The sequence below is a fragment of the Poseidonibacter parvus genome, assembly GCF_001956695.1.
GTDB lineage: Bacteria > Campylobacterota > Campylobacteria > Campylobacterales > Arcobacteraceae > Poseidonibacter > Poseidonibacter parvus.
On the sequence record NZ_CP019070.1, the window covers coordinates 1,709,567 to 1,727,612 of the forward strand.

At 25.7% G+C, this 18,046-nt stretch carries 18 protein-coding genes and 1 other RNA gene; 7 read left to right on the plus strand and 12 right to left on the minus strand.

The features are described from left to right. The first annotated feature begins 26 nt into the window (after nt 1–26). Nucleotides 27–305, plus strand: a complete 279-nt coding sequence (locus LPB137_RS08525; RefSeq protein ID WP_076087046.1) for an HU family DNA-binding protein — start codon at nt 27–29, stop codon at nt 303–305. A 40-nt stretch (nt 306–345) separates the two neighbouring features. Here the strand turns inward: LPB137_RS08525 and hrpB are convergent, their stop codons facing one another. Both hrpB and LPB137_RS08535 read right to left on the minus strand, forming a co-directional pair. Next, complete coding sequence (hrpB, locus tag LPB137_RS08530) at nt 346–2,895, minus strand: ATP-dependent helicase HrpB (RefSeq protein ID WP_083657202.1); 2,550 nt, start codon at nt 2,893–2,895, stop codon at nt 346–348. After that, nucleotides 2,882–4,609 carry a Na/Pi cotransporter family protein gene (locus LPB137_RS08535; protein WP_337251430.1) on the minus strand — a complete coding sequence of 576 codons (1,728 nt, stop codon included), beginning with the start codon at nt 4,607–4,609 and terminating at the stop codon, nt 2,882–2,884. The genes hrpB and LPB137_RS08535 overlap by 14 nt, the downstream gene beginning before the upstream one ends. A 94-nt stretch (nt 4,610–4,703) precedes the next feature. Between LPB137_RS08535 and LPB137_RS08540 the strand changes: the two genes are divergently transcribed. Further along, the gene (locus LPB137_RS08540; RefSeq protein ID WP_076087048.1) at nt 4,704–5,993 is read left to right on the plus strand and encodes a DEAD/DEAH box helicase; all 1,290 of its coding nucleotides are present in this window, start codon (nt 4,704–4,706) and stop codon (nt 5,991–5,993) included. Between the two features lie 30 nt (nt 5,994–6,023). Here LPB137_RS08540 and LPB137_RS08545 read toward each other — a convergent pair whose 3' ends face one another. Both LPB137_RS08545 and LPB137_RS08550 read right to left on the minus strand, forming a co-directional pair. Then, complete coding sequence (locus LPB137_RS08545; protein WP_076087050.1) at nt 6,024–6,545, minus strand: 3'-5' exonuclease; 522 nt, start codon at nt 6,543–6,545, stop codon at nt 6,024–6,026. Then, the gene (locus tag LPB137_RS08550) at nt 6,542–6,868 is read right to left on the minus strand and encodes a DUF309 domain-containing protein (RefSeq protein ID WP_076087052.1); all 327 of its coding nucleotides are present in this window, start codon (nt 6,866–6,868) and stop codon (nt 6,542–6,544) included. Before LPB137_RS08550 ends, LPB137_RS08545 begins: the two co-directional genes overlap by 4 nt. A 156-nt stretch (nt 6,869–7,024) precedes the next feature. On the opposite strand from LPB137_RS08550, the gene LPB137_RS08555 reads away from it, so the two are divergent. Beyond that, nucleotides 7,025–7,852: a flagellin N-terminal helical domain-containing protein gene (locus LPB137_RS08555; RefSeq protein ID WP_076087054.1), complete on the plus strand. Its 828-nt coding sequence runs from the start codon at nt 7,025–7,027 to the stop codon at nt 7,850–7,852. On the opposite strand, the gene LPB137_RS08560 is transcribed toward LPB137_RS08555, so the two are convergent. The 5 genes from LPB137_RS08560 to LPB137_RS08580 form a co-directional block, all read right to left on the minus strand. After that, nucleotides 7,849–8,391, minus strand: coding sequence for a glycine zipper 2TM domain-containing protein (locus LPB137_RS08560; protein WP_076087056.1), 543 nt, complete (start codon nt 8,389–8,391; stop codon nt 7,849–7,851). The genes LPB137_RS08555 and LPB137_RS08560 overlap by 4 nt on opposite strands. Nucleotides 8,392–8,459: 68 nt before the next feature. Further along, entirely contained in the window at nt 8,460–8,804 is a 345-nt protein-coding gene (locus LPB137_RS08565) for a hypothetical protein (protein ID WP_076087058.1), read from the minus strand. Continuing rightward, complete coding sequence (locus tag LPB137_RS08570) at nt 8,792–9,841, minus strand: sensor histidine kinase (protein WP_337251431.1); 1,050 nt, start codon at nt 9,839–9,841, stop codon at nt 8,792–8,794. Before LPB137_RS08570 ends, LPB137_RS08565 begins: the two co-directional genes overlap by 13 nt. Nucleotides 9,842–9,941: 100 nt before the next feature. Further along, complete coding sequence (locus LPB137_RS08575) at nt 9,942–10,610, minus strand: response regulator transcription factor (RefSeq protein ID WP_076087062.1); 669 nt, start codon at nt 10,608–10,610, stop codon at nt 9,942–9,944. Next, nucleotides 10,610–10,828 carry a DUF1104 domain-containing protein gene (locus tag LPB137_RS08580; protein WP_076087064.1) on the minus strand — a complete coding sequence of 73 codons (219 nt, stop codon included), beginning with the start codon at nt 10,826–10,828 and terminating at the stop codon, nt 10,610–10,612. The genes LPB137_RS08575 and LPB137_RS08580 overlap by 1 nt, the downstream gene beginning before the upstream one ends. 249 nt (nt 10,829–11,077) lie before the next feature. Between LPB137_RS08580 and LPB137_RS14615 the strand changes: the two genes are divergently transcribed. The 4 genes from LPB137_RS14615 to LPB137_RS08600 all read left to right on the plus strand — a co-directional run bounded on the left by LPB137_RS14615 (nt 11,078) and on the right by LPB137_RS08600 (nt 14,759). Continuing rightward, a complete protein-coding gene (locus LPB137_RS14615; RefSeq protein WP_228144654.1) occupies nt 11,078–11,848 on the plus strand; it encodes a hypothetical protein in 771 nt (256 codons plus the stop codon). Between the two features lie 49 nt (nt 11,849–11,897). Beyond that, nucleotides 11,898–12,197 (plus strand): hypothetical protein, encoded by a 300-nt coding sequence (locus LPB137_RS08590; RefSeq protein ID WP_076087066.1) that lies wholly within the window; start codon nt 11,898–11,900, stop codon nt 12,195–12,197. Between the two features lie 87 nt (nt 12,198–12,284). Continuing rightward, nucleotides 12,285–12,941 carry a winged helix-turn-helix domain-containing protein gene (locus LPB137_RS08595; RefSeq protein WP_076087068.1) on the plus strand — a complete coding sequence of 219 codons (657 nt, stop codon included), beginning with the start codon at nt 12,285–12,287 and terminating at the stop codon, nt 12,939–12,941. 45 nt (nt 12,942–12,986) lie between these two features. Then, nucleotides 12,987–14,759, plus strand: coding sequence for an ABC transporter ATP-binding protein (locus LPB137_RS08600; protein WP_076087070.1), 1,773 nt, complete (start codon nt 12,987–12,989; stop codon nt 14,757–14,759). 28 nt (nt 14,760–14,787) lie between these two features. Here LPB137_RS08600 and LPB137_RS08605 read toward each other — a convergent pair whose 3' ends face one another. The 3 genes from LPB137_RS08605 to rnpB all read right to left on the minus strand — a co-directional run bounded on the left by LPB137_RS08605 (nt 14,788) and on the right by rnpB (nt 18,023). Further along, nucleotides 14,788–17,022: a nitrate- and nitrite sensing domain-containing protein gene (locus LPB137_RS08605; protein ID WP_076087072.1), complete on the minus strand. Its 2,235-nt coding sequence runs from the start codon at nt 17,020–17,022 to the stop codon at nt 14,788–14,790. Nucleotides 17,023–17,031: 9 nt separating this feature from the next. Next, on the minus strand, nt 17,032–17,418 hold the full coding sequence (locus tag LPB137_RS08610) for a PAS domain-containing protein (RefSeq protein ID WP_076087074.1): 387 nt from the start codon (nt 17,416–17,418) through the stop codon (nt 17,032–17,034). Between the two features lie 277 nt (nt 17,419–17,695). Continuing rightward, nucleotides 17,696–18,023, minus strand: an RNA gene (gene rnpB, locus LPB137_RS08615) — RNase P RNA component class A. Nucleotides 18,024–18,046 lie beyond the last annotated feature (23 nt).

Below are 18,046 nucleotides of genomic sequence, written 5' to 3' on the forward strand. Positions count from 1 at the left end.
ATTTATTTTAATTAAGGAGTTCATCCATGAACAAAGCTGAATTTATTGACGCAATAGCTGCAAAAGCTGGTTTATCTAAAAAAGACGCAAAAGGTGCAGTTGATTCTGTATTAGAAACAATTACTGAAACATTAGTAAAAAGAGAATCTGTAAGTTTCATTGGTTTTGGTACATTTACTACTGCTGATAGAGCTGCAAGAACTGCTAAAGTTCCAGGAACTGATAAAACAGTTGACGTACCAGCTACTACTGTTGGAAAATTCAAAGTTGGAAAAGCTTTAAAAGAAGCAATTGCTAAAAAATAATTTATTAACTTAAATTAACCAACTTAAAAAAGGATCTACTTTATGTAGATCCTTTTTTTTTAACTCTATTTGTTGCTACTGCTTCATAAGGATTTTCGGGCCAGTAGTGTTTTTTATACTTTCCTCTTAACTCTTTTCGAACTTCTGAATAAGAGTTTTTCCAAAAACTTTCTAAATCATATGTTATTTGAATAGGTCTTTGTGCTGGTGATAATAAATGTATTTGGAGAAATACAGAATTATTTAATATCATTGGTGTTTTCTTTAATCCAAAAACTTCTTGTATTTTTACTTTTAAAATAGGCGTTTTAATATCACTATAATCTATTTTGATATTAGAGCCACTTGGAACTTTTAATGTATTTGGAAGTAATTTTTCTAAAGTTTGTAAATCATCCCATAAAAGCATTGATTGTAAATAAGAATAAGTATCAATACTTTTTAAATCTTTTAATGAATTCATATTTTGTAAAAAAGGTTCTAAGCTATTAATATTTTTTAGTAAACCTTCTTTTGTAAAATCAGGTAAGTTTAAATTTATAGTATTAACATCTTCACTTTTAATATGATGATTTAAAAAACAAACTTTTGATATTAAATCTTGGGCTTTTTTATTCCAAGATAACAAAGCTAAGCCTTCTTTCTTAATTAACTGTATTAACAATCTTGGATATTTTTCTTTTTTAAACTCAATATTAGCATTTGAAAAGAGTTCAAGCTTTAAAAAGTATGTAGATGTTTTAATATCTAAACTATTTTTTTCTTTCTTATATATCACTTCATCTTTTTGTTTTAAAAAAGAAGAAAAATATTTTTTAATATCATCTAAGTTAATAGGACAGGCATGAAGTATATGTGAGTTTTTTTCTTTTGCATTTATGTTTGGTAAAACTAAATATTCACTATTAAAAAGAGTATCTTTACTGTTTAATATTGCACCCTTTTCATTACTTAATTTATATTTATTATCATTTTTAGCTCTTAGTTTTGCAAGTCTATTAGGATATGCAAATAAAAGTAATACACCTAAAATATTTTCTTCAAGGTATTCATTCTTATTTTCTAAAATCGTTATAATTTTTATAAGTTTTTTATAAATAAACTCTGCTTGTTTTAATACCTGTTTTGCTCTAAATTCATTAATATTAAAAGAATTAAATCTTTTTTGCTTTAAAGCTATATATCTTTCATATAAATTGCAAGAGCTAAAAGTATCTTTAAAAATATCATTTTCTAAAAGCATTGATGTAATTAAACAAGCTTGCTTTGCATAGCCTAATTCATTTGCTTTTAGTATCATATTTGCAAATCTAGGATGAATTCCTAAAGATAAACACTGCTTACCCTCTTTTGTAATATTACCTTTATTATCTAACATATTTAAATTTAGTAGTAAGTTTTTTGAGGAATCAATAATTTCTAAACTTGGGTAATCTAAAAGTTTTAATTCACTTAAATCTTCAACTCCCCATAAAGCAACTTCAAGTAAAAAAGATGATAAATCAGCTCTTAAAATTTCAGGTTTTGATGTTTGCTCTAAAATCCTGTTTTTATGCCAAAGCTTATAACATTTTCCACTACTTAATCTTCCAGCTCGTCCTGCTCTTTGTATTGAAGCTTCTTTTGAAATAAAACAATATTCTAAATGATTCATATCATTAGAAGAATTAAATCTTGTTTGTTTTTGTAAACCTGAATCAATTACTACTTTAATTCCTTCAATTGTAAGTGAGGTTTGTGCTATATTTGTTGAAAGAATTACTTTTCTATTTTCATTTTTCCCAATAGCCTTTTCTTGATCTTTTTGAGTTAAACTTGAATGTAAAGGAAGTATATTAATTTCCTTATTTGATACTTTTAACTTTAATTTTTCTTCTAAATATTTAATCTCTTTTAAACCAGGAAGAAAAACTAAAATATCACCTTCATCTTTGTTTATAGAAGATAAAATAGTTTTTAATAAAATGTCATTTAAAGTTTCAAGTGTTGGATGTTTAATATCTTGATTTAAATAAACATCTTCAATATCATACATTCTTCCTTCACTTTTTATTACTTCTGCATTTTCTAATAAACTTGATATTTCTTTAGTATTTAGAGTTGCTGACATTAAAAGAATCTTTAAATCATCTCTTAATAATTCTTGAGATTGTAAAGATAAAGCTAAGGATAAATCACTATGAATACTTCTTTCATGAAACTCATCAAATATAATCAATGCAATATCTTCTAAAGCTTGGTCATTTTGTAACTTTCTTGTTAATATTCCTTCAGTTACTACTAATATTTTTGTATCTTTTGAAAAGCAAGAATCCATTTTAACTTGGTACCCTACTCTTTGCCCTATTTCTTCACCAAGTAATCTTGCCATTTGCAAAGCAACATTTTTTGCAGCCATTCTTCGAGGTTCAAGCATAATAATCGTTCGATGCTTTAACCAGTTTGCTTCTAAAAATGATATTGGTACTATTGTACTTTTACCTGCACCTGCACTTGCTTGAAGGACTACTCTTTTTTTGTTTTCTAAACTTTTTTTTAGTGTTGGAATTATTTCATGTATAGGGAGTTGTTTCATATTATTTTTTGTCATCAATCCATAATATTCTAGCTACATCAATTAAATTTTTTGAAATACTGTGAGTATAAGTGGAATCATTAATCAAAGATGTTGCCATTGTACTTGTTATTTGATTTTTTCTAATTAATGTATCAATTTTTTCATTGTGTAAATCACCTAACTGCATTATTTCATACTCTAAAATCTCTAAATTTTTAAAAGCTTTTACATCATCTTTATCATTTTTTAAATCATTTATTGTATTTATAGTCTTAGCTATATTAGTTCTTAAATAATTGTATTCTTCTTTTATAAAGCTATTATCTGATTTTAAATAAAAGATTATATTTTTATGAAGATCTCTAATATTCTTGATTGCTTCAACTATGTCTTTTGAAGCTAATTTGTAAGAGTATATTTTATTTTTATAATCATTATCCATATTTTCTTGAGCAAGAACAGAAAAATGTATTATTTCTCCATATAAAGATTTTATCTTGCTTGAATAAAACTCATTAATATCAATATTTATTTGTGCATTTGAATTTTTAACAACTAAAGAAATATCATGGCTTCCTAAATAGTTGTGTCTGTGTAAATATAAAGCATGAGAAATCACTTCAACTGAGTTTTCGTATAAATGTATAGTTTCATTTTTTATAGCTTCTATTGCAGCATCAGGAACTGAAATTACAATATCATCAAGAAATTTTGCTTTTAATTTTGATGTTTTTTCATCTTTAAATAGTGTTGCTAAAAAACTTTCTAATTTATAGGTAAAAGGAGATACAAGTAAAACTCCAATAATATTAAAAATAGTATGAAATAATGCTAATTTCATTGCATAGTTATCTTCTAAAATTCCTATTTTAGAAGCAAGTACAGACACTAAATCTGCTAGTTGATATAAAAAAGCAATTGCTATTATTGCAGTTGTGATATTAAAAATAAAATGTGCAACTGCTAATCTTTTACCATTAGCATTTGATGAAATTGCAGCTACAACAGCAGTAACTGTTGTACCTATATTAGCTCCAATTGCTAATTCTAAAGCATTTATATATAAAATTTGATTAGTCATTAAAGCAGTGATAATTAATGCCATTGTTGCAGCACTTGATTGAATAACTACAGTTGCAAGTAATCCAATTAGAATATAAATTAATATTCCTAAATTGCCTTCTATTGCAAATTGAGATAAGTCAATACCATTTTTTAAAGTATCAAAACCTTCTTTCATATAAGAAATACCTAAAAAGACAAATCCTAAACCTAAAAGAACATTACCTAAACCTTTATAACTTTTATTGTCAGAGAATCTAAAAATTACTCCAAAAATAATCATAGGAAAAGCAAAGGCAGCTATTTTAATTTCCATTCCAAAACTTGAAACTATCCAAGCAGTTGTAGTTGAACCTATATTTGAGCCAAAGATAACTCCAATAGCACCACTTAAAGATATTAACCCTGCACTTAAAAAAGATATTATTACAACTGAGATCAATGAAGAACTTTGAACAATTGAAGTAGATAAAAAGCCTGTAAATATAGCTTTTGGAATATTATTAGTAGTTTTAGATAAAACTTTTTCTAAAATACCACCACTAAAAAGTTTGAAACCATCTTCCATAAAAGTCATACCAATTAAAAAAATTGCGATTCCAGTGATTATAACTTTTGCATCATCATCAACTAAAAGTAAATAAGCTAATGCAATTAAAATTAATGGATAGATGATTTTTCTCAAGATAAAAATTCCTTTTATGAAATAATACCAAATATTTAGATATAATCGCAAAATATATAAAACAAAAGGAATTGTTATCGAAACATTTACTTCAATGGGCATAAATTCTCTATTAATTGACGCATTAAAAGATTTAGAGTTTGAAAAAGCTACGGAAATACAAGAAAAGTCTATACCAATAGCGCTTAAAAAGAAAGACATATTAGCAGCCGCACAAAGTGGTACAGGAAAAACTGCTGCATTTTTATTACCAATTTTAAATGAAATTCATGAAAATCAAGAAGGTCTTAAAGATAAAACATTAAGAGCTTTAATAATTGTACCAACAAGAGAACTTGCTAATCAAATATCAAAAGTTATTGAAGAGTTTTCAAAATACATAAGAATAGAAAAAGCTGTTGTTTATGGTGGAGTTTCATCTACAGACCAAGCTAAAAAAATAGCACGTGGGTTAGATATTTTAGTTGCAACTCCTGGAAGATTACAAGAACATATCAGAAATAAAACAGTTGATTTATCTTCAGTTACAACTTTAGTTGTAGACGAAGTTGATACTATGCTTGATATGGGATTTTTAAATGATATTGAAGTAATTTTTCAAGAAGCAAATCAAAGCAGACAGATTTTAATGTACTCTGCAACAATGACTCAAAATGTTAAAAAACTTGCGAAAGAGTTTTTAAAAGACCCAGTTGTTGTAGAAATTTCTTCACAAAGATCAAGTGTTAAAAAAATTGTTCAAAGAGTTATAGAAGTAGACCCAGACCAAAAAGCTGCACTACTTTCTTATATTATTGGTTCAGAGAACTATTCACAAGTTTTAGTTTTTGTAAATACGAAAAAAGAAGCAGATGGCTTAGTTGAACACTTAAATCTTGATGGTTTACCAGCTTCTTGTATTCATGGAGATATAAGACAAACTGCACGTGCAAAAGCTTTAAGAAAATTTAGATCAGGAGATAATAGAGTTTTAGTTGCAACTGATATTGCAGCACGTGGTATTGATATTCAAATGCTTCCACTTGTAGTTAACTTTGAACTTCCAGAAGGTGTTAGTGATTATACACACAGAATTGGAAGAACAGGCCGTGCTGGTCAATCTGGTTTTGCTATTACACTTTTAAGTGTAAAAGATTATAAAATGATGAAAGAGATTGAAAAAGAGTTAATTCTTGATTTAGGAAGAGAAGAAGTAGAAGGTTTTGAACCAACAGAAAAAAAACCAAGAATATTTGTTCATAAAAGAAGACCTCTTTCTCAGAAAAAAGGTTTAAAAGATAAATATGGAAAACCAAAGCAAACAAGTAAAACAAATAAAAAACCTAATCAAAAAACATCTAAAAAAACAACAAAAAGAGATGCTAATAGAAACTTTAGAAAATAAGATATCATAAGATATCTTATTTAGTTTTCTTTATATAATATTCATTCTTTTTAATATCTCATAAGTTTTCGAAACATCATAAGTAGCACTATGATATTTAACATCATCAAAATCTATTTTATAAAAATTACAAGTTTCATCAAGTTTCGGATTTTTGATATTTCCATTTTTATTTAAAGCTTTTACTATTTTTTTATTCTCTTTCATTGTACAAAAATGATTTTCAAACTTTACCATTCTATCAAGATGTCTTAATTCAAAAGAAATATTATGTGCAACTAAAGTATTTGCATCTTCACAAAACTCTATAAAATCTAAATCTTCAGTAAAATAAGAAGAATAAGTCATATCTTTTCTATGCTCTAATATAAGCTCTGGTGTTAACTTATGTACTTCATATGAGTATGGATTAACACTATATCTTGAAAGATAATATCTATGAAACTTATCAACTAACTCATATTTATCATTTACTTTTTTTAATTTAACAGCTGCTACTTCTATTACATCCCCAATATTTTGTGAATTTGTTTCAAAATCTAAAATTATCATTTTTTTATTTCTTCTCTTTTTTCATATATCATTTTTTGTATTTTCTTATATTCAATTTTATTAATAGAATCTATTTCATCTATTAGGTTCTCATATTTTTTATAAAGTAGCCATATATTTTGTGCATGTTCATACCTTTGCATTTTTATTAGTTCAAAATATGCAAAAGCATTTACAAAAGCTTTTAGTATAAAAGATTCATTTCTTGTTTTTTTATCATTTTTATACTTTCTCCATAACTCTTCTGTTTTATCATGAACATTTATAAAATAATTTTTTTCTAATAAAACGATAAGTTCTTTTAGTTCCATTTTAATATTCATAAACAACCTATATATTGTAGTTGTGTAATTATATCAAAGTAAATTTAAATTTTATAAATAATTTATCTTTTATCTAAAAACAAGTAGTTACTTTATTTAATAATATTTTAATATTACTAGTTATACAATATGTAAAGGTTAATAAAAGGAGTCATTATGCAAATTGGAAATAACTCGCAAATAAGCCAAGATATATACTCAAGTGCAAATCAGTCTTTAAATAAAATTGCAACAGGTGTTACACTTAATCAAGCAAGCAATGATGCTTCAAGTTTAGCAATATCAAATAACTTACAAGCACAAGCTAGTGGTTACACTCAAGCCATTGAAAACTCAAACTCAGCAATTGCTCTAACACAAATAGCAGATGGTGCTATTAGTGAACAATCTAAAATTTTAGATAATGTAAAAGAAAAGCTTTTACAAGCATCAACTGATACAACTAGCCAAGATGGAAGAGATGCCCTTTTAAATGATATTAAAGGACTATTAGAACAGTTTGATAATATTGCTAGCAGTACAAATTACAATGATACTAATTTACTTCAAAATACTAGTAGCGATAATTCTGCTACAAATAGTTTACAATTCCAAGCAGGTGAAGAAAGTAGTGATTTAATTGAAACATCAAGTGTACAATCAAATACTGAAGGTCTTTCTTTATCAGCACTTGTAAATCAAGATGCTTCAAGTTTTTCAAGTTCGGATGCTAGAGGTTTTTTAGATGATGTAGATAATGCTATAAGTTCTTTAAGTGACATTAGAAGTGAATTTGGTTCTGTTCAAAATCAATTAGAAAGTTCAACAACAAATCTTTTATCACAAAGAACTGAAACTTTAGGTGCAAATGCTGTTTATGATACAGATTTTGCCAAAGAATCAGCTAACTTTTCAAAACAAAATGTGTTAGCACAAATTGGAGCTTTTGCAAGTACGCAAGCTAACAATATTAATCAACAAACAGTTGGAAGACTATTAACTTAAAAGTTAATAGTTTCCGTAATTCTAATTCTATTTTTTCTATGCTTTGAGAATTTATAGAACTCTTTATTGTTATAAACAAAATAGTTTTTATATCCTACTAAAATTCTTTGTTTTCTTTTATTGTAATGTCTTTTATTTCTGTTATCATACTCACTATGTCTTACATAATCTGCATTTTGTGAATATGAATTGCTCTCATATCTAGTATTATTAGCAACAGCAGCACCTAATAAACCACCTACAATTTTAGCAGCTGTTTTACCATTTCCTCGCCCAATTTGGTTTCCAATAATAACACCAATAGTTCCACCTACAATCGTATCTAAACCTATTGAATTGTTATTAGAATAGTTGCTGTTATAATTACTTCTATAGTGATTGTTTTTATAAGAATCATTATATCTCTTCTCATATCTGTCATTATGTCTATATTCATATACAGCTTCACTATGAGTTACATAAGCATGCGTATGACTTGTATGTTGCTTAGAAAAAGCAAAACTTACACACATTAAAATTGATAATAAAATTTTATTCATTTGAAATCCTTTTAAATTATTTATAAAAGAATTATATTTTCAAATAGTGAACTTATTGTGAAAGGTTTTTATTTTAATTTACCAAATACTTTATACTTTTCCCAGTAGATATCTAAAGCTTCATATAACTTTTTATCACTAAGTTTAGTTTTCTTTTTAATTCCAAATCTTTTTATAAAAGCATCAGGCATTATAGTCATATCTTTATTTGGTTTTTTTAAATACCAAAACATTGATTCTTTTACACTATTTTCACTACTGTACTTTAATAAGTACCTATAAAAATATTTATCAATTGAAACAGGAAGTTTATTATGACATTTAATACAGTTTGATTCATATATATTTTTACTAGTTTTTTCTGCATTTAAAAATGATATTAAAAGAATTAGTGTTAGTATTATTTTTGCCATTTTACCTCTATTTTTGTTCCAACATTTAGCTTTGATTTTACATCTAGTTTTAAGTTATACTCTTTTGCAATTAAAGATACAATATTAAGCCCTATTCCAAAACCTCCAACACTATTATCAAAACGTGAGTATCTTTCAAAAAGATTACTTAAATTTTCATCACTCATACCTTTTCCTGTATCTTCAATACTTAAATACCCTTCTTTTAAACAAATACTTATTGTTCCTGAAATTTTATTATATTTAATAGCATTAGAAATTAAATTATCTATTAACTTTGAAATCTTTTTTATATCACTATATAAATATATTTCATCTTTAATATCAAGCTCAAAGTTTATTTTTTTAATACTTGCTAAACTTTTAAAATACTCTACTCTTTGCTTTATTATATGTGATAAATTTAAGTGTTCATTTTGAGATATTATCTTATTGTTTAAAGTAAGAAATGTTAAATCTTCATAAATATTTGAAATTGTTTTAGCCCCAATATCAATACGATTAATTTTTCTTGCTAGTTTCTCATCTAAAAGATTTTTATCAATCATTTCTATATTTGTAATAATTGCAGAAATTGGTGTATTTAATTCATGAGTAGTATCTTTAATAAATCTATCTAATAAATGTAGGGCATCACGCATTGGTTTTAAAAATAGTTTTGATATAAAATATCCAATAATAATCATAAAAATAAATGCTATTAGAGAATATATAATTATCTCATTTTTAACTTTTACAAACCAAATATTATCATCAGGAATTTCAATAACTATATACTTTGTTCCTAAATAATAAGATTCAGGTTCTTCAATAAAATGTATCATATTATCGGACGTATAAGCTACTTCATCAAATTTTATATCTTTAGATTCTAAAGTTGAAAAAATTTGTTTTTTATCACTATCAAAAATTGCCGAGTTATATTTATCAGCTCGAGGATAGTATTTATATTTATCAAAATTTACATGTAAATCTTTTAAAGAAAATATAAATTTATTTGAATATTCTTGAAGCACTTGACGTTTTTCTTGTAGCATTAAATCTTTTTGAAACTTGTAATAAATAAAAGAAAAACCTCCTAATATTACAAGAACTAAAAAAGAGTATAAAAGACTAAAGCCTAAAAGGGTTCTAGTCTCACTCTTGGTTAAATCGATATCCAAGCTTTTTAAGACTAACAATTCTTTCTTTTCCTAATACTTTTCTAAGATTTTTAATATATGTTCTTAAAGAGTTATCACTATACTCTTCATCATATTCCCAAACATAATCATAAATTCTATCATGAACTAAAAGTTCATTTGGATTTTGTAAAAAGAACTTTAAAAGTTTTAATTCTTTAAAGTTTAATTTTACCACTTCACCATCACAAAGAAGCTCATTTGCAATTGAATCAAAAGTAATATTTTCACCAATTTTTATTAAATCATCTTTAGCTTGGAACTCTCTTTTAATTATTGTTTGAATTCTAATTAAAAGTTCTTTTAGTGCAAAAGGTTTTCTAATATAATCATCACAACCACTATCATAACCTTCTTCTAAAGAGTCCATTGAGTTTAGAGATGTAATATAAATAGCAGGCGTTTCATTTCCTTCTTTTCTAATTTGTTTTAATACTTCAAAGCCATTTAGTTTTGGAACATTTACATCAAGTAGTAATAAATCAAAGCTATTCTCATAAATAGAGCAAAGTGCATCTTCTCCATCATAGACAGAAGTGACTTCATAACCTTCATCTTCAAAATATTCAACTATAGTTTCATTTAAAGTTAGATCATCTTCTAATAATAATAATTTTGTCTTCATTATTTGTTTAACTTTGGCAAATTATTTTTATAATTTTGTTTTTCTTTTTCACTCATTGTAGAAGTTCTTGAATTTAGTTCTCTTACAAATTGTTTTTTATTTTTATCTTTTACATAGCCCATTATTGCGATTAATTCTTGAGTACTCATTTCAGAGTAATCAACCTTTGCAAAAACAAAGCTAGTTATAAGAAAAAATAATATTATTTTCTTTTTCATGGCTCATACTTTATTTATATTTTTTAATATTATAACATAATAACTGTGGAATAATTGTTTAAGGCCCAAGTATAGCAAAAGTAGCACATTTATATCAATAAAATAGCGTTTTCATAGCATATAAGTAATATGTATGCTTTTTTTGTTTTTTTTACTATTTTTATGGCTATTTTAATGAAATAATGAATTAAAACTCTTAGTACTTATGTATAATATATGTATGAATAAACCAAAGAGTTAGGATAACTTATGACACAATTAGGAAAAATATTCAACAAAACACCATATTTAGTAAGAGATATAGACAATACTTATAAAGATATAGTATATGTTGAGAACATAATAAATACATTAGTAAGCAAATACAAGATAAACGTAGAAAATATTGTAAATGTTTTTTCAAATAATAGAGATAACCTACTACATTTTCATATAGTAATTAAAACTAATATGCCAAAAGAAAATCTTAGTTTAAAATATGAAAACGAAGATATTGAGTTTACTTTTGAAGAGTATAAAGAATCAAAAACTAAAACAAAATATATAAACTCATTTATGTTTATTGAAACATTTAAACATTTAAATGAAAATAGTTTAGTTACAGTATTTGATGATATTATTGGATGTGATGGGAAAAAACTATTTATTTCTGTTGCAAAAGAAAACTTAAAACTATTTCAACCAAGCTCAAAGCACTATTATTATAGAAATATCCTTCTACTTAAAAAAGATGTAGTTTGTGATATTGCAAACTCTTTTAATATTGATACAGAGGAACTTTATGTAGATTTACATCCAAATGTTATAAAGCATGTTTGTAAAGATTTAAACCTAACATACAAAAAACTTTCTTTTGAATTAGGATATAAACCAGACACTATTAATAAAGCTGCTTCAACAGGAAAAGTAAGTGACCAACTAAGCAAAGCAATTGAACTTTATTTAGAAAATTTAAGATTAAAAGAAGAACTTAAAGACTTCGATGTAATCAAACAAACTCTACAAAATGTAATGGTTTAAGGTTTTCTAAATATAATTTTACTACAATCATACGAAAAAAAGAGTTTGAATGTTTAAAAACCTACTATTACTAGCTACTGTTACTTTACTTTTTACTGCCTGTTCTGGAAAAGAAAAAGAAGAAAAGTGGCACTCATTTATTTACCCAGATAAACAAAACACTAAAAGAAATCTTAAAAGTCCTATGATTTTTAAAAGTCTACAACAATGTCAAGATGAATCTGAGAAACAATTAGAAATACTTAAAATCACAGAAGCAGGAACTTACAAATGTGGACTTAACTGTGAGTTTCACGATGGTATGAAACTTGAAGTTTGTGAAAAGATGTTAGCTGCACCTTTAAAATAAAAAGTACATTTATAATTTTAAAAAATACTTTTAAATAATTTTTTATGTTTTTTATGTTATAAATGCGTTAAAAAAACTAGGATTAAAATGAAAGAGTTAAAGTACTTAAATGTACTATATATATCAAATAATTTTATGCAAGATATTGCAATAGAATATTTAAACGCAAATGCAAAAGATTTTATTTTAACACATAACTTAGAAGATGCTTTAGAGATACTAAATACAAAAAAAATAAATATTATATTTTCTGAATACAATGATAATGCATTTTTTTCTAAAATTAGAAGTACAAATAAAAAAGTTCAAATTATTATTGCTACAGATTTAATCAAGAATTCTCATTTAGTTAATGGAATAAATTTACAACTTACTAAATATTTACAAACACCTATAACAAAAGAGAATTTAATATCTACACTAAAAGATTGTATTCAATCTTATGATGCAAATAGATCAAATATACTTAAATTAGAAAACAACTATACTTATGATCATTATAATCAAGTTTTATTAAAAGATGAAGAAATAGTTTTATTATCAAAAAAAGAGAATGATTTTTTTAAATACATGACAATAAGAGTTAATAATACTGTTTCTTATGAGGAAATTGATGAAAATATATGGGAAGGTTCTATGACTCAAGATGCATTACGTTCAGTAGTAAAAGAACTAAGAAAAAAAACATATAAAGAATTAATAAAAAATATTTCAGGTATTGGATACAGATTTAATTTAAATTAAGTTATTTATAGTAAAACTTAACTTATTAAATTAAGAAAGATTACTATGAATAAACACATATCATTTAAATATATATTTAAACTTTTACTAGACAACAAAAAGCACCTAATCATAGGTCAAATAATCACTTTTATTGCTATTTTAATAAGTGTTCCTATCCCTTTAATGCTTCCTGTATTAGTTGATGAAGTATTACTTGATAAACCAGACTTTTTTGTAAATACAATTAACGATACTTTTGGTGTTGGAAATGGTTTTTATTATATTGCAATTGTAACACTTGCTGTAATAATTTTAAGATTACTATATTTTGTTTTTACAGTTGTTATTACTAAAATTTTCACTTATATTTCAAAATACGTAACATATAAATTAAGAGTAAAAGTTCTAACGCACTTAAAACTTGTAAATATGAATGAGTATGAAAGCCTAGGTTCAGGTGCAATATCTTCAAACTTAGTAACTGATATAAATACTTTAGATACTTTTATAATATCAATTGCTAGTAAATTTATAGCTTCTATATTAACCTTAATTGCAGTTGCAATTGTAATAATAGCCATTGACCCAATTTTAGGTTTAATGATTTTATTTATTCAACCTATTATTATGATTCTTTCAAAAAAAATATCAAAAAAAACTGGTGTATTAAAAAAACAAGAAAATCAAGCAATTGAAGAATTCCAAGACAATGTAGGAGAAACACTAGATTTATTTGGACAAATAAAAGCAAGTAACAAAGAAGAATACTTCTTTAATGAAGCTATCAAAAAAGCTAAAAAGATTCAAATCACATCAAATAATTTTAACTATAAAAGTGTAGCTTACGAAAGATTTTCTTTTACAATATTTTTAATGGCTTTTGAGATATTTAGATCAACTGGTTTAATTTTAGTTGAATATGATAGCTTGTCAATTGGTATGATGTTTGCAATGTTTGGATATATTTGGTTTATTATGACACCCGTTCAAGATATATTATCAATACAATACTCTTATGCAAGTGCCGATGCAGCAGTTACTAGAATCAATAAAATATTAGATTTAGATATTGAGAAAAATGGAAATGAAGAGCTTTGTGTAAAAGAAAAAAAAGTTGATATATCTATAAAAGATTTAACTTTTTCATATACAGAAGAAAAAAACATTTTACAAAATATTTCACTTAATATAAAAAGTGGGAATAAAGTTGCCTTAATAGGTGCAAGTGGAAGTGGAAAAACTACTCTAGCCCAGATTATATCTGGATTTTACTCTAAAAAAAGTGGTGATATTTTATATAACAATATTAGTATCGATAAACTAAATAGACAAAGTTTAAGAGAAAATATCTTTTTAGTTCTACAAATGCCAATACTTTTTAATAATACTTTACGATTTAATATCACAATGGGAAATGAAAACATAAGTGATGAAGAAATATTTAAAGCTCTTAAAATAGCTCAATTAGATGATGTAGTATTAAAAATGACAGAAGGTTTAGAAACAATTGTAGGACGGCATGGAATAAGATTAAGTGGTGGTCAAAGGCAAAGACTTTCAATTGCTAGAATGATTATTGCAAACCCAAGTGTTGTTATTTTTGATGAATCTACTTCAGCACTTGATGTTCATACAGAAGCAAAGCTATTTAAAGCCCTTGAAGATGTGCTTAAGGATAAAACAGTAATTACAATTGCACATAGATTAAGTACGGTTAAAAACGCTAATATGATTTATGTTTTAGATGATGGAAAAATTGTTCAAAGAGGAAATCATAAACAATTAGAAGAAGAGGAAGGTCATTATTTAGAGTTTGTGAAAAATCAATTGATTTAGGATTTTGTAATAAGAGACTTAAAGTCTCTTATTTTCCTCTGAATTCTTTTGTACTTGTAGAATCAACTACATTTTGTGCTAAATTTGATGTATCAACTGCAATATCATTTGTTGCACTTGCAATGTTTGCATTTATTTGTGTTTGTTTATCTAAACTATTAATTGCATCACTTATTTGCTCAATTCCAGATTTTTGCTCAATCGACGCATTTTCAACTTCTGAAATTAAAGCTAGTGTACTATTTATATTTTCATTTAAATTGTTATAACCATTTATCATTAAAGATGCAATTTCTTTACCTTGATTAGATTTAGAATTAGCATTTTCAACTAAGGCTTTTATTTCATTTGCCGCATCTGCAGATCTACTTGCAAGATTTCGTACTTCTGCAGCAACAACAGCAAAACCTTTTCCAGCTTCACCTGCAGTTGCAGCTTCAACTGCTGCGTTTAATGAAAGGATATTAGTTTGGAAAGCAATCTGATCAATTACACTAATAGCTTCGCTAATAGCGCTTACTTGAACATTTATATCATCCATTGAAGATACAGTTTTATTTGCTAATTGTTCTCCCTCATTTGCAGATACAGTTAATTCATTAGCATTTTTCGCCATTTTTGCAATATTTTGAGTACTTGAACTAATATTTCCTGTAATTTCTTCAACAGCTGCTGCTGTTTCTTCTAATCTTGCTGCTGCATCATTTGAAGCAGTATTTAATTCATCAACATTTTTTAGTAATTGATTTGAACCATCTTGTAATGTTTCACCATTGTTTTTATTTTCAATTAGCATATTTGTAATTGCTTGGCCTAAACCATTAATTCCTTCAACCATTTGTTTAGATTCACCTTCTAAACCATTAGTATCAATAACACTTAAATAGTTATAGTTTGTGTATTCATTTAATACTTTTAAAATATCATCAATAACTCTTTGTTGAGTATCTAACATTCTATTAATATTTTTAGCTAATATTCTAACTTGTGGATTAGCAGCAACAGAATTTACTCTACATCCATAATAACCTTTTTCCATCTTATCAAGTGTAATAGTAGCTTCTCCAACACAAAGCAAATCTTTTTCTAAAGACCCGTTAATAGTATCAATATTTTGATTTACCATTTTGGCTAAATCCCCAAGAGGACCTTTTGTATCTAATTCAATATATTCTATTTCATTTATCTCTTTATTTAAGTATTTCATAAACTGTTCTATACCATCAGTAATTGTATAGATAAAACTATTTATGTTTTTTATAAAAAACACTATAAAGAAAATAGTTAAAGATATAATTAAAATCATTAACGAAGAAAGTGAATACATTCTACTTTCTTCTTCACTAATTAATGTATTAATTTCTTTAATAATTTCATTTGAAATATAATCATCAATTTCTTTTAAAACATTAATCTTATTTGTAATTGTTTTAAACCAATGTCCTGAGTCAATATTAAATTGAACATCCTCTTTTCCATCACTTGAAAGTAATACCTCTCTCATTTCTTGTACATCATTAAAAACTTGACTATTCATTTTTTTTTCAGAAAAATCAATATATTTAGGACCATAAACATTAAATCCATTTAAAAATAATTCTTGTTCTTTTACTAAAGTTGAAAACCTAACAAACATTCCAGGAGCAAAACTTTTTCTTGCAAAAGTACTTGAACCAATTGCCCTTTCAATCCCAGCTCTTTCTTTTAACATTAAGAAATTATAGTAAGCATTGATATCAGTTATAATATCAGGATTATGTGCAAAAGATGATGTAATAGCTATAAAGTCAAGTAAATCTGAATTCATACTAGTATAATAAGATATTGCTTTTTTCCCTTCTATTTCTAAGCTATCAATTTTTGGTCTAATATTATTAATTACAGATAAATCTTTTAAAGCTTTATCCATAAGCTTTTTACCCTCAACAGAGTGTTCATCAATAGAGAAAGCATTTAAAAAACTATTTAGTTCTTTAATTCTATTATCTGTAAGCACTCTTTGTTTGGATAAAGTATCTTTAAATTTAAGACCTTTACTACCTAAGTAACCTGCACTTGCACCTCTTTCTTTTTGTGTTTCATGAAGTAAAAGTGAAACTTTTGAATTTAATAAAACAATTTGCTTAACAGTATCTAATTGTGTTTTCTTACTATAAGAGATATAAAAAATATCTAATGATAAAACTATAATAAATATCAAAGGAATTATCGTAAGTAATTTTATCTTATTAGCAATAGATAATCTTTTTAAAAATGTAAACATGGTAATTTCCTATTTCATTGTTTTGTATATTGCAGTGTATTTCTCAATTTCAGCAACTGAAGCCATTCTTCTACATGAAATATAGCCTTTTGAACCATCACAAGATTTAAAAGGGAATACTGTTGCAAAAACCCAATAGTATTTTCCAGATTTTGTAGTATTTTTTACAAAACCTTTCCATGGTTTACCACTTTGTACAGTTTCCCACAAATCTTTAAATGCAGCTTTAGGCATATCATTATGCCTAACTATATTATGTGGTTTTCCAATTAACTCTTCAAGTTTATACTCTGCAAACTGACAAAATTCTTCATTTGCATAACGAATAATTCCTTTTTCATCGGTTTCTGATAATAAAAAAGAATCTACTGATAATTTAAGTTCATCTGAATTCATAAAAACTTCCCTTTTCTTATTTTTTAAATTTGTATAATAATTTTATTATACAAATAAAATTCATACTAATTTATATTAATAGTAATATTGACAACTAACGTTAAAAAGCTTATTTTAACTATATTTAAATTATAAATAACAATAAAAATATATTCTTATTAGATTATAGTAATCAAATAATAATAAAAAACATCATAATAATGGAATTTTTAGAAGTAAATTTATGAATTTTGTAAGAAATATTATTTTTAGTAGTTAAAAATTATTAAATTGGGAAGAAAAAGGTAAATCAATAAGCCGAGTTTTGTTTAAATGACGATAATTTATCTAGTTGCTAAATTACTTTAACAATCAAGCAAAGACCAAAAATGTGAAGTTTTTACCAGGTCTTCTTGCTGCAGGTTGGGTTTACATAGCCATTAAGATTACTCAAAATGCTGGTAGGCTCTTACTCTACCGTTTCACCATCACCGAAAATCGGCTGTTTACTTTCTGTTGCACTATCCCTTAGGTTACCCTAGCCATTCTCTAAATGGAACCATACTTCACAGCAGCCCGGACTTTCCTCTTGAACACGAAGTTCAAGCTATCATCTGATTTACCTTTGGCGTATTATATCTAAGTATTC

What these genes read in the sequence shown, in the direction of transcription:
- LPB137_RS08525 (WP_076087046.1), top strand. Translation starts at nt 27, where the DNA reads ATGAACAAAGCTGAATTTATTGACGCAATAGCTGCAAAAGCTGGTTTA.
- hrpB (WP_083657202.1), bottom strand. Translation starts at nt 2,895, where the DNA reads ATGACAAAAAATAATATGAAACAACTCCCTATACATGAAATAATTCCA.
- LPB137_RS08540 (WP_076087048.1), top strand. Translation starts at nt 4,704, where the DNA reads ATGGGCATAAATTCTCTATTAATTGACGCATTAAAAGATTTAGAGTTT.
- LPB137_RS08545 (WP_076087050.1), bottom strand. Translation starts at nt 6,545, where the DNA reads ATGATAATTTTAGATTTTGAAACAAATTCACAAAATATTGGGGATGTA.
- LPB137_RS08550 (WP_076087052.1), bottom strand. Translation starts at nt 6,868, where the DNA reads ATGAATATTAAAATGGAACTAAAAGAACTTATCGTTTTATTAGAAAAA.
- LPB137_RS08555 (WP_076087054.1), top strand. Translation starts at nt 7,025, where the DNA reads ATGCAAATTGGAAATAACTCGCAAATAAGCCAAGATATATACTCAAGT.
- LPB137_RS08560 (WP_076087056.1), bottom strand. Translation starts at nt 8,391, where the DNA reads ATGAATAAAATTTTATTATCAATTTTAATGTGTGTAAGTTTTGCTTTT.
- LPB137_RS08565 (WP_076087058.1), bottom strand. Translation starts at nt 8,804, where the DNA reads ATGGCAAAAATAATACTAACACTAATTCTTTTAATATCATTTTTAAAT.
- LPB137_RS08570 (WP_337251431.1), bottom strand. Translation starts at nt 9,841, where the DNA reads ATGCTACAAGAAAAACGTCAAGTGCTTCAAGAATATTCAAATAAATTT.
- LPB137_RS08575 (WP_076087062.1), bottom strand. Translation starts at nt 10,610, where the DNA reads ATGAAGACAAAATTATTATTATTAGAAGATGATCTAACTTTAAATGAA.
- LPB137_RS08580 (WP_076087064.1), bottom strand. Translation starts at nt 10,828, where the DNA reads ATGAAAAAGAAAATAATATTATTTTTTCTTATAACTAGCTTTGTTTTT.
- LPB137_RS14615 (WP_228144654.1), top strand. Translation starts at nt 11,078, where the DNA reads ATGACACAATTAGGAAAAATATTCAACAAAACACCATATTTAGTAAGA.
- LPB137_RS08590 (WP_076087066.1), top strand. Translation starts at nt 11,898, where the DNA reads ATGTTTAAAAACCTACTATTACTAGCTACTGTTACTTTACTTTTTACT.
- LPB137_RS08595 (WP_076087068.1), top strand. Translation starts at nt 12,285, where the DNA reads ATGAAAGAGTTAAAGTACTTAAATGTACTATATATATCAAATAATTTT.
- LPB137_RS08600 (WP_076087070.1), top strand. Translation starts at nt 12,987, where the DNA reads ATGAATAAACACATATCATTTAAATATATATTTAAACTTTTACTAGAC.
- LPB137_RS08605 (WP_076087072.1), bottom strand. Translation starts at nt 17,022, where the DNA reads ATGTTTACATTTTTAAAAAGATTATCTATTGCTAATAAGATAAAATTA.
- LPB137_RS08610 (WP_076087074.1), bottom strand. Translation starts at nt 17,418, where the DNA reads ATGAATTCAGATGAACTTAAATTATCAGTAGATTCTTTTTTATTATCA.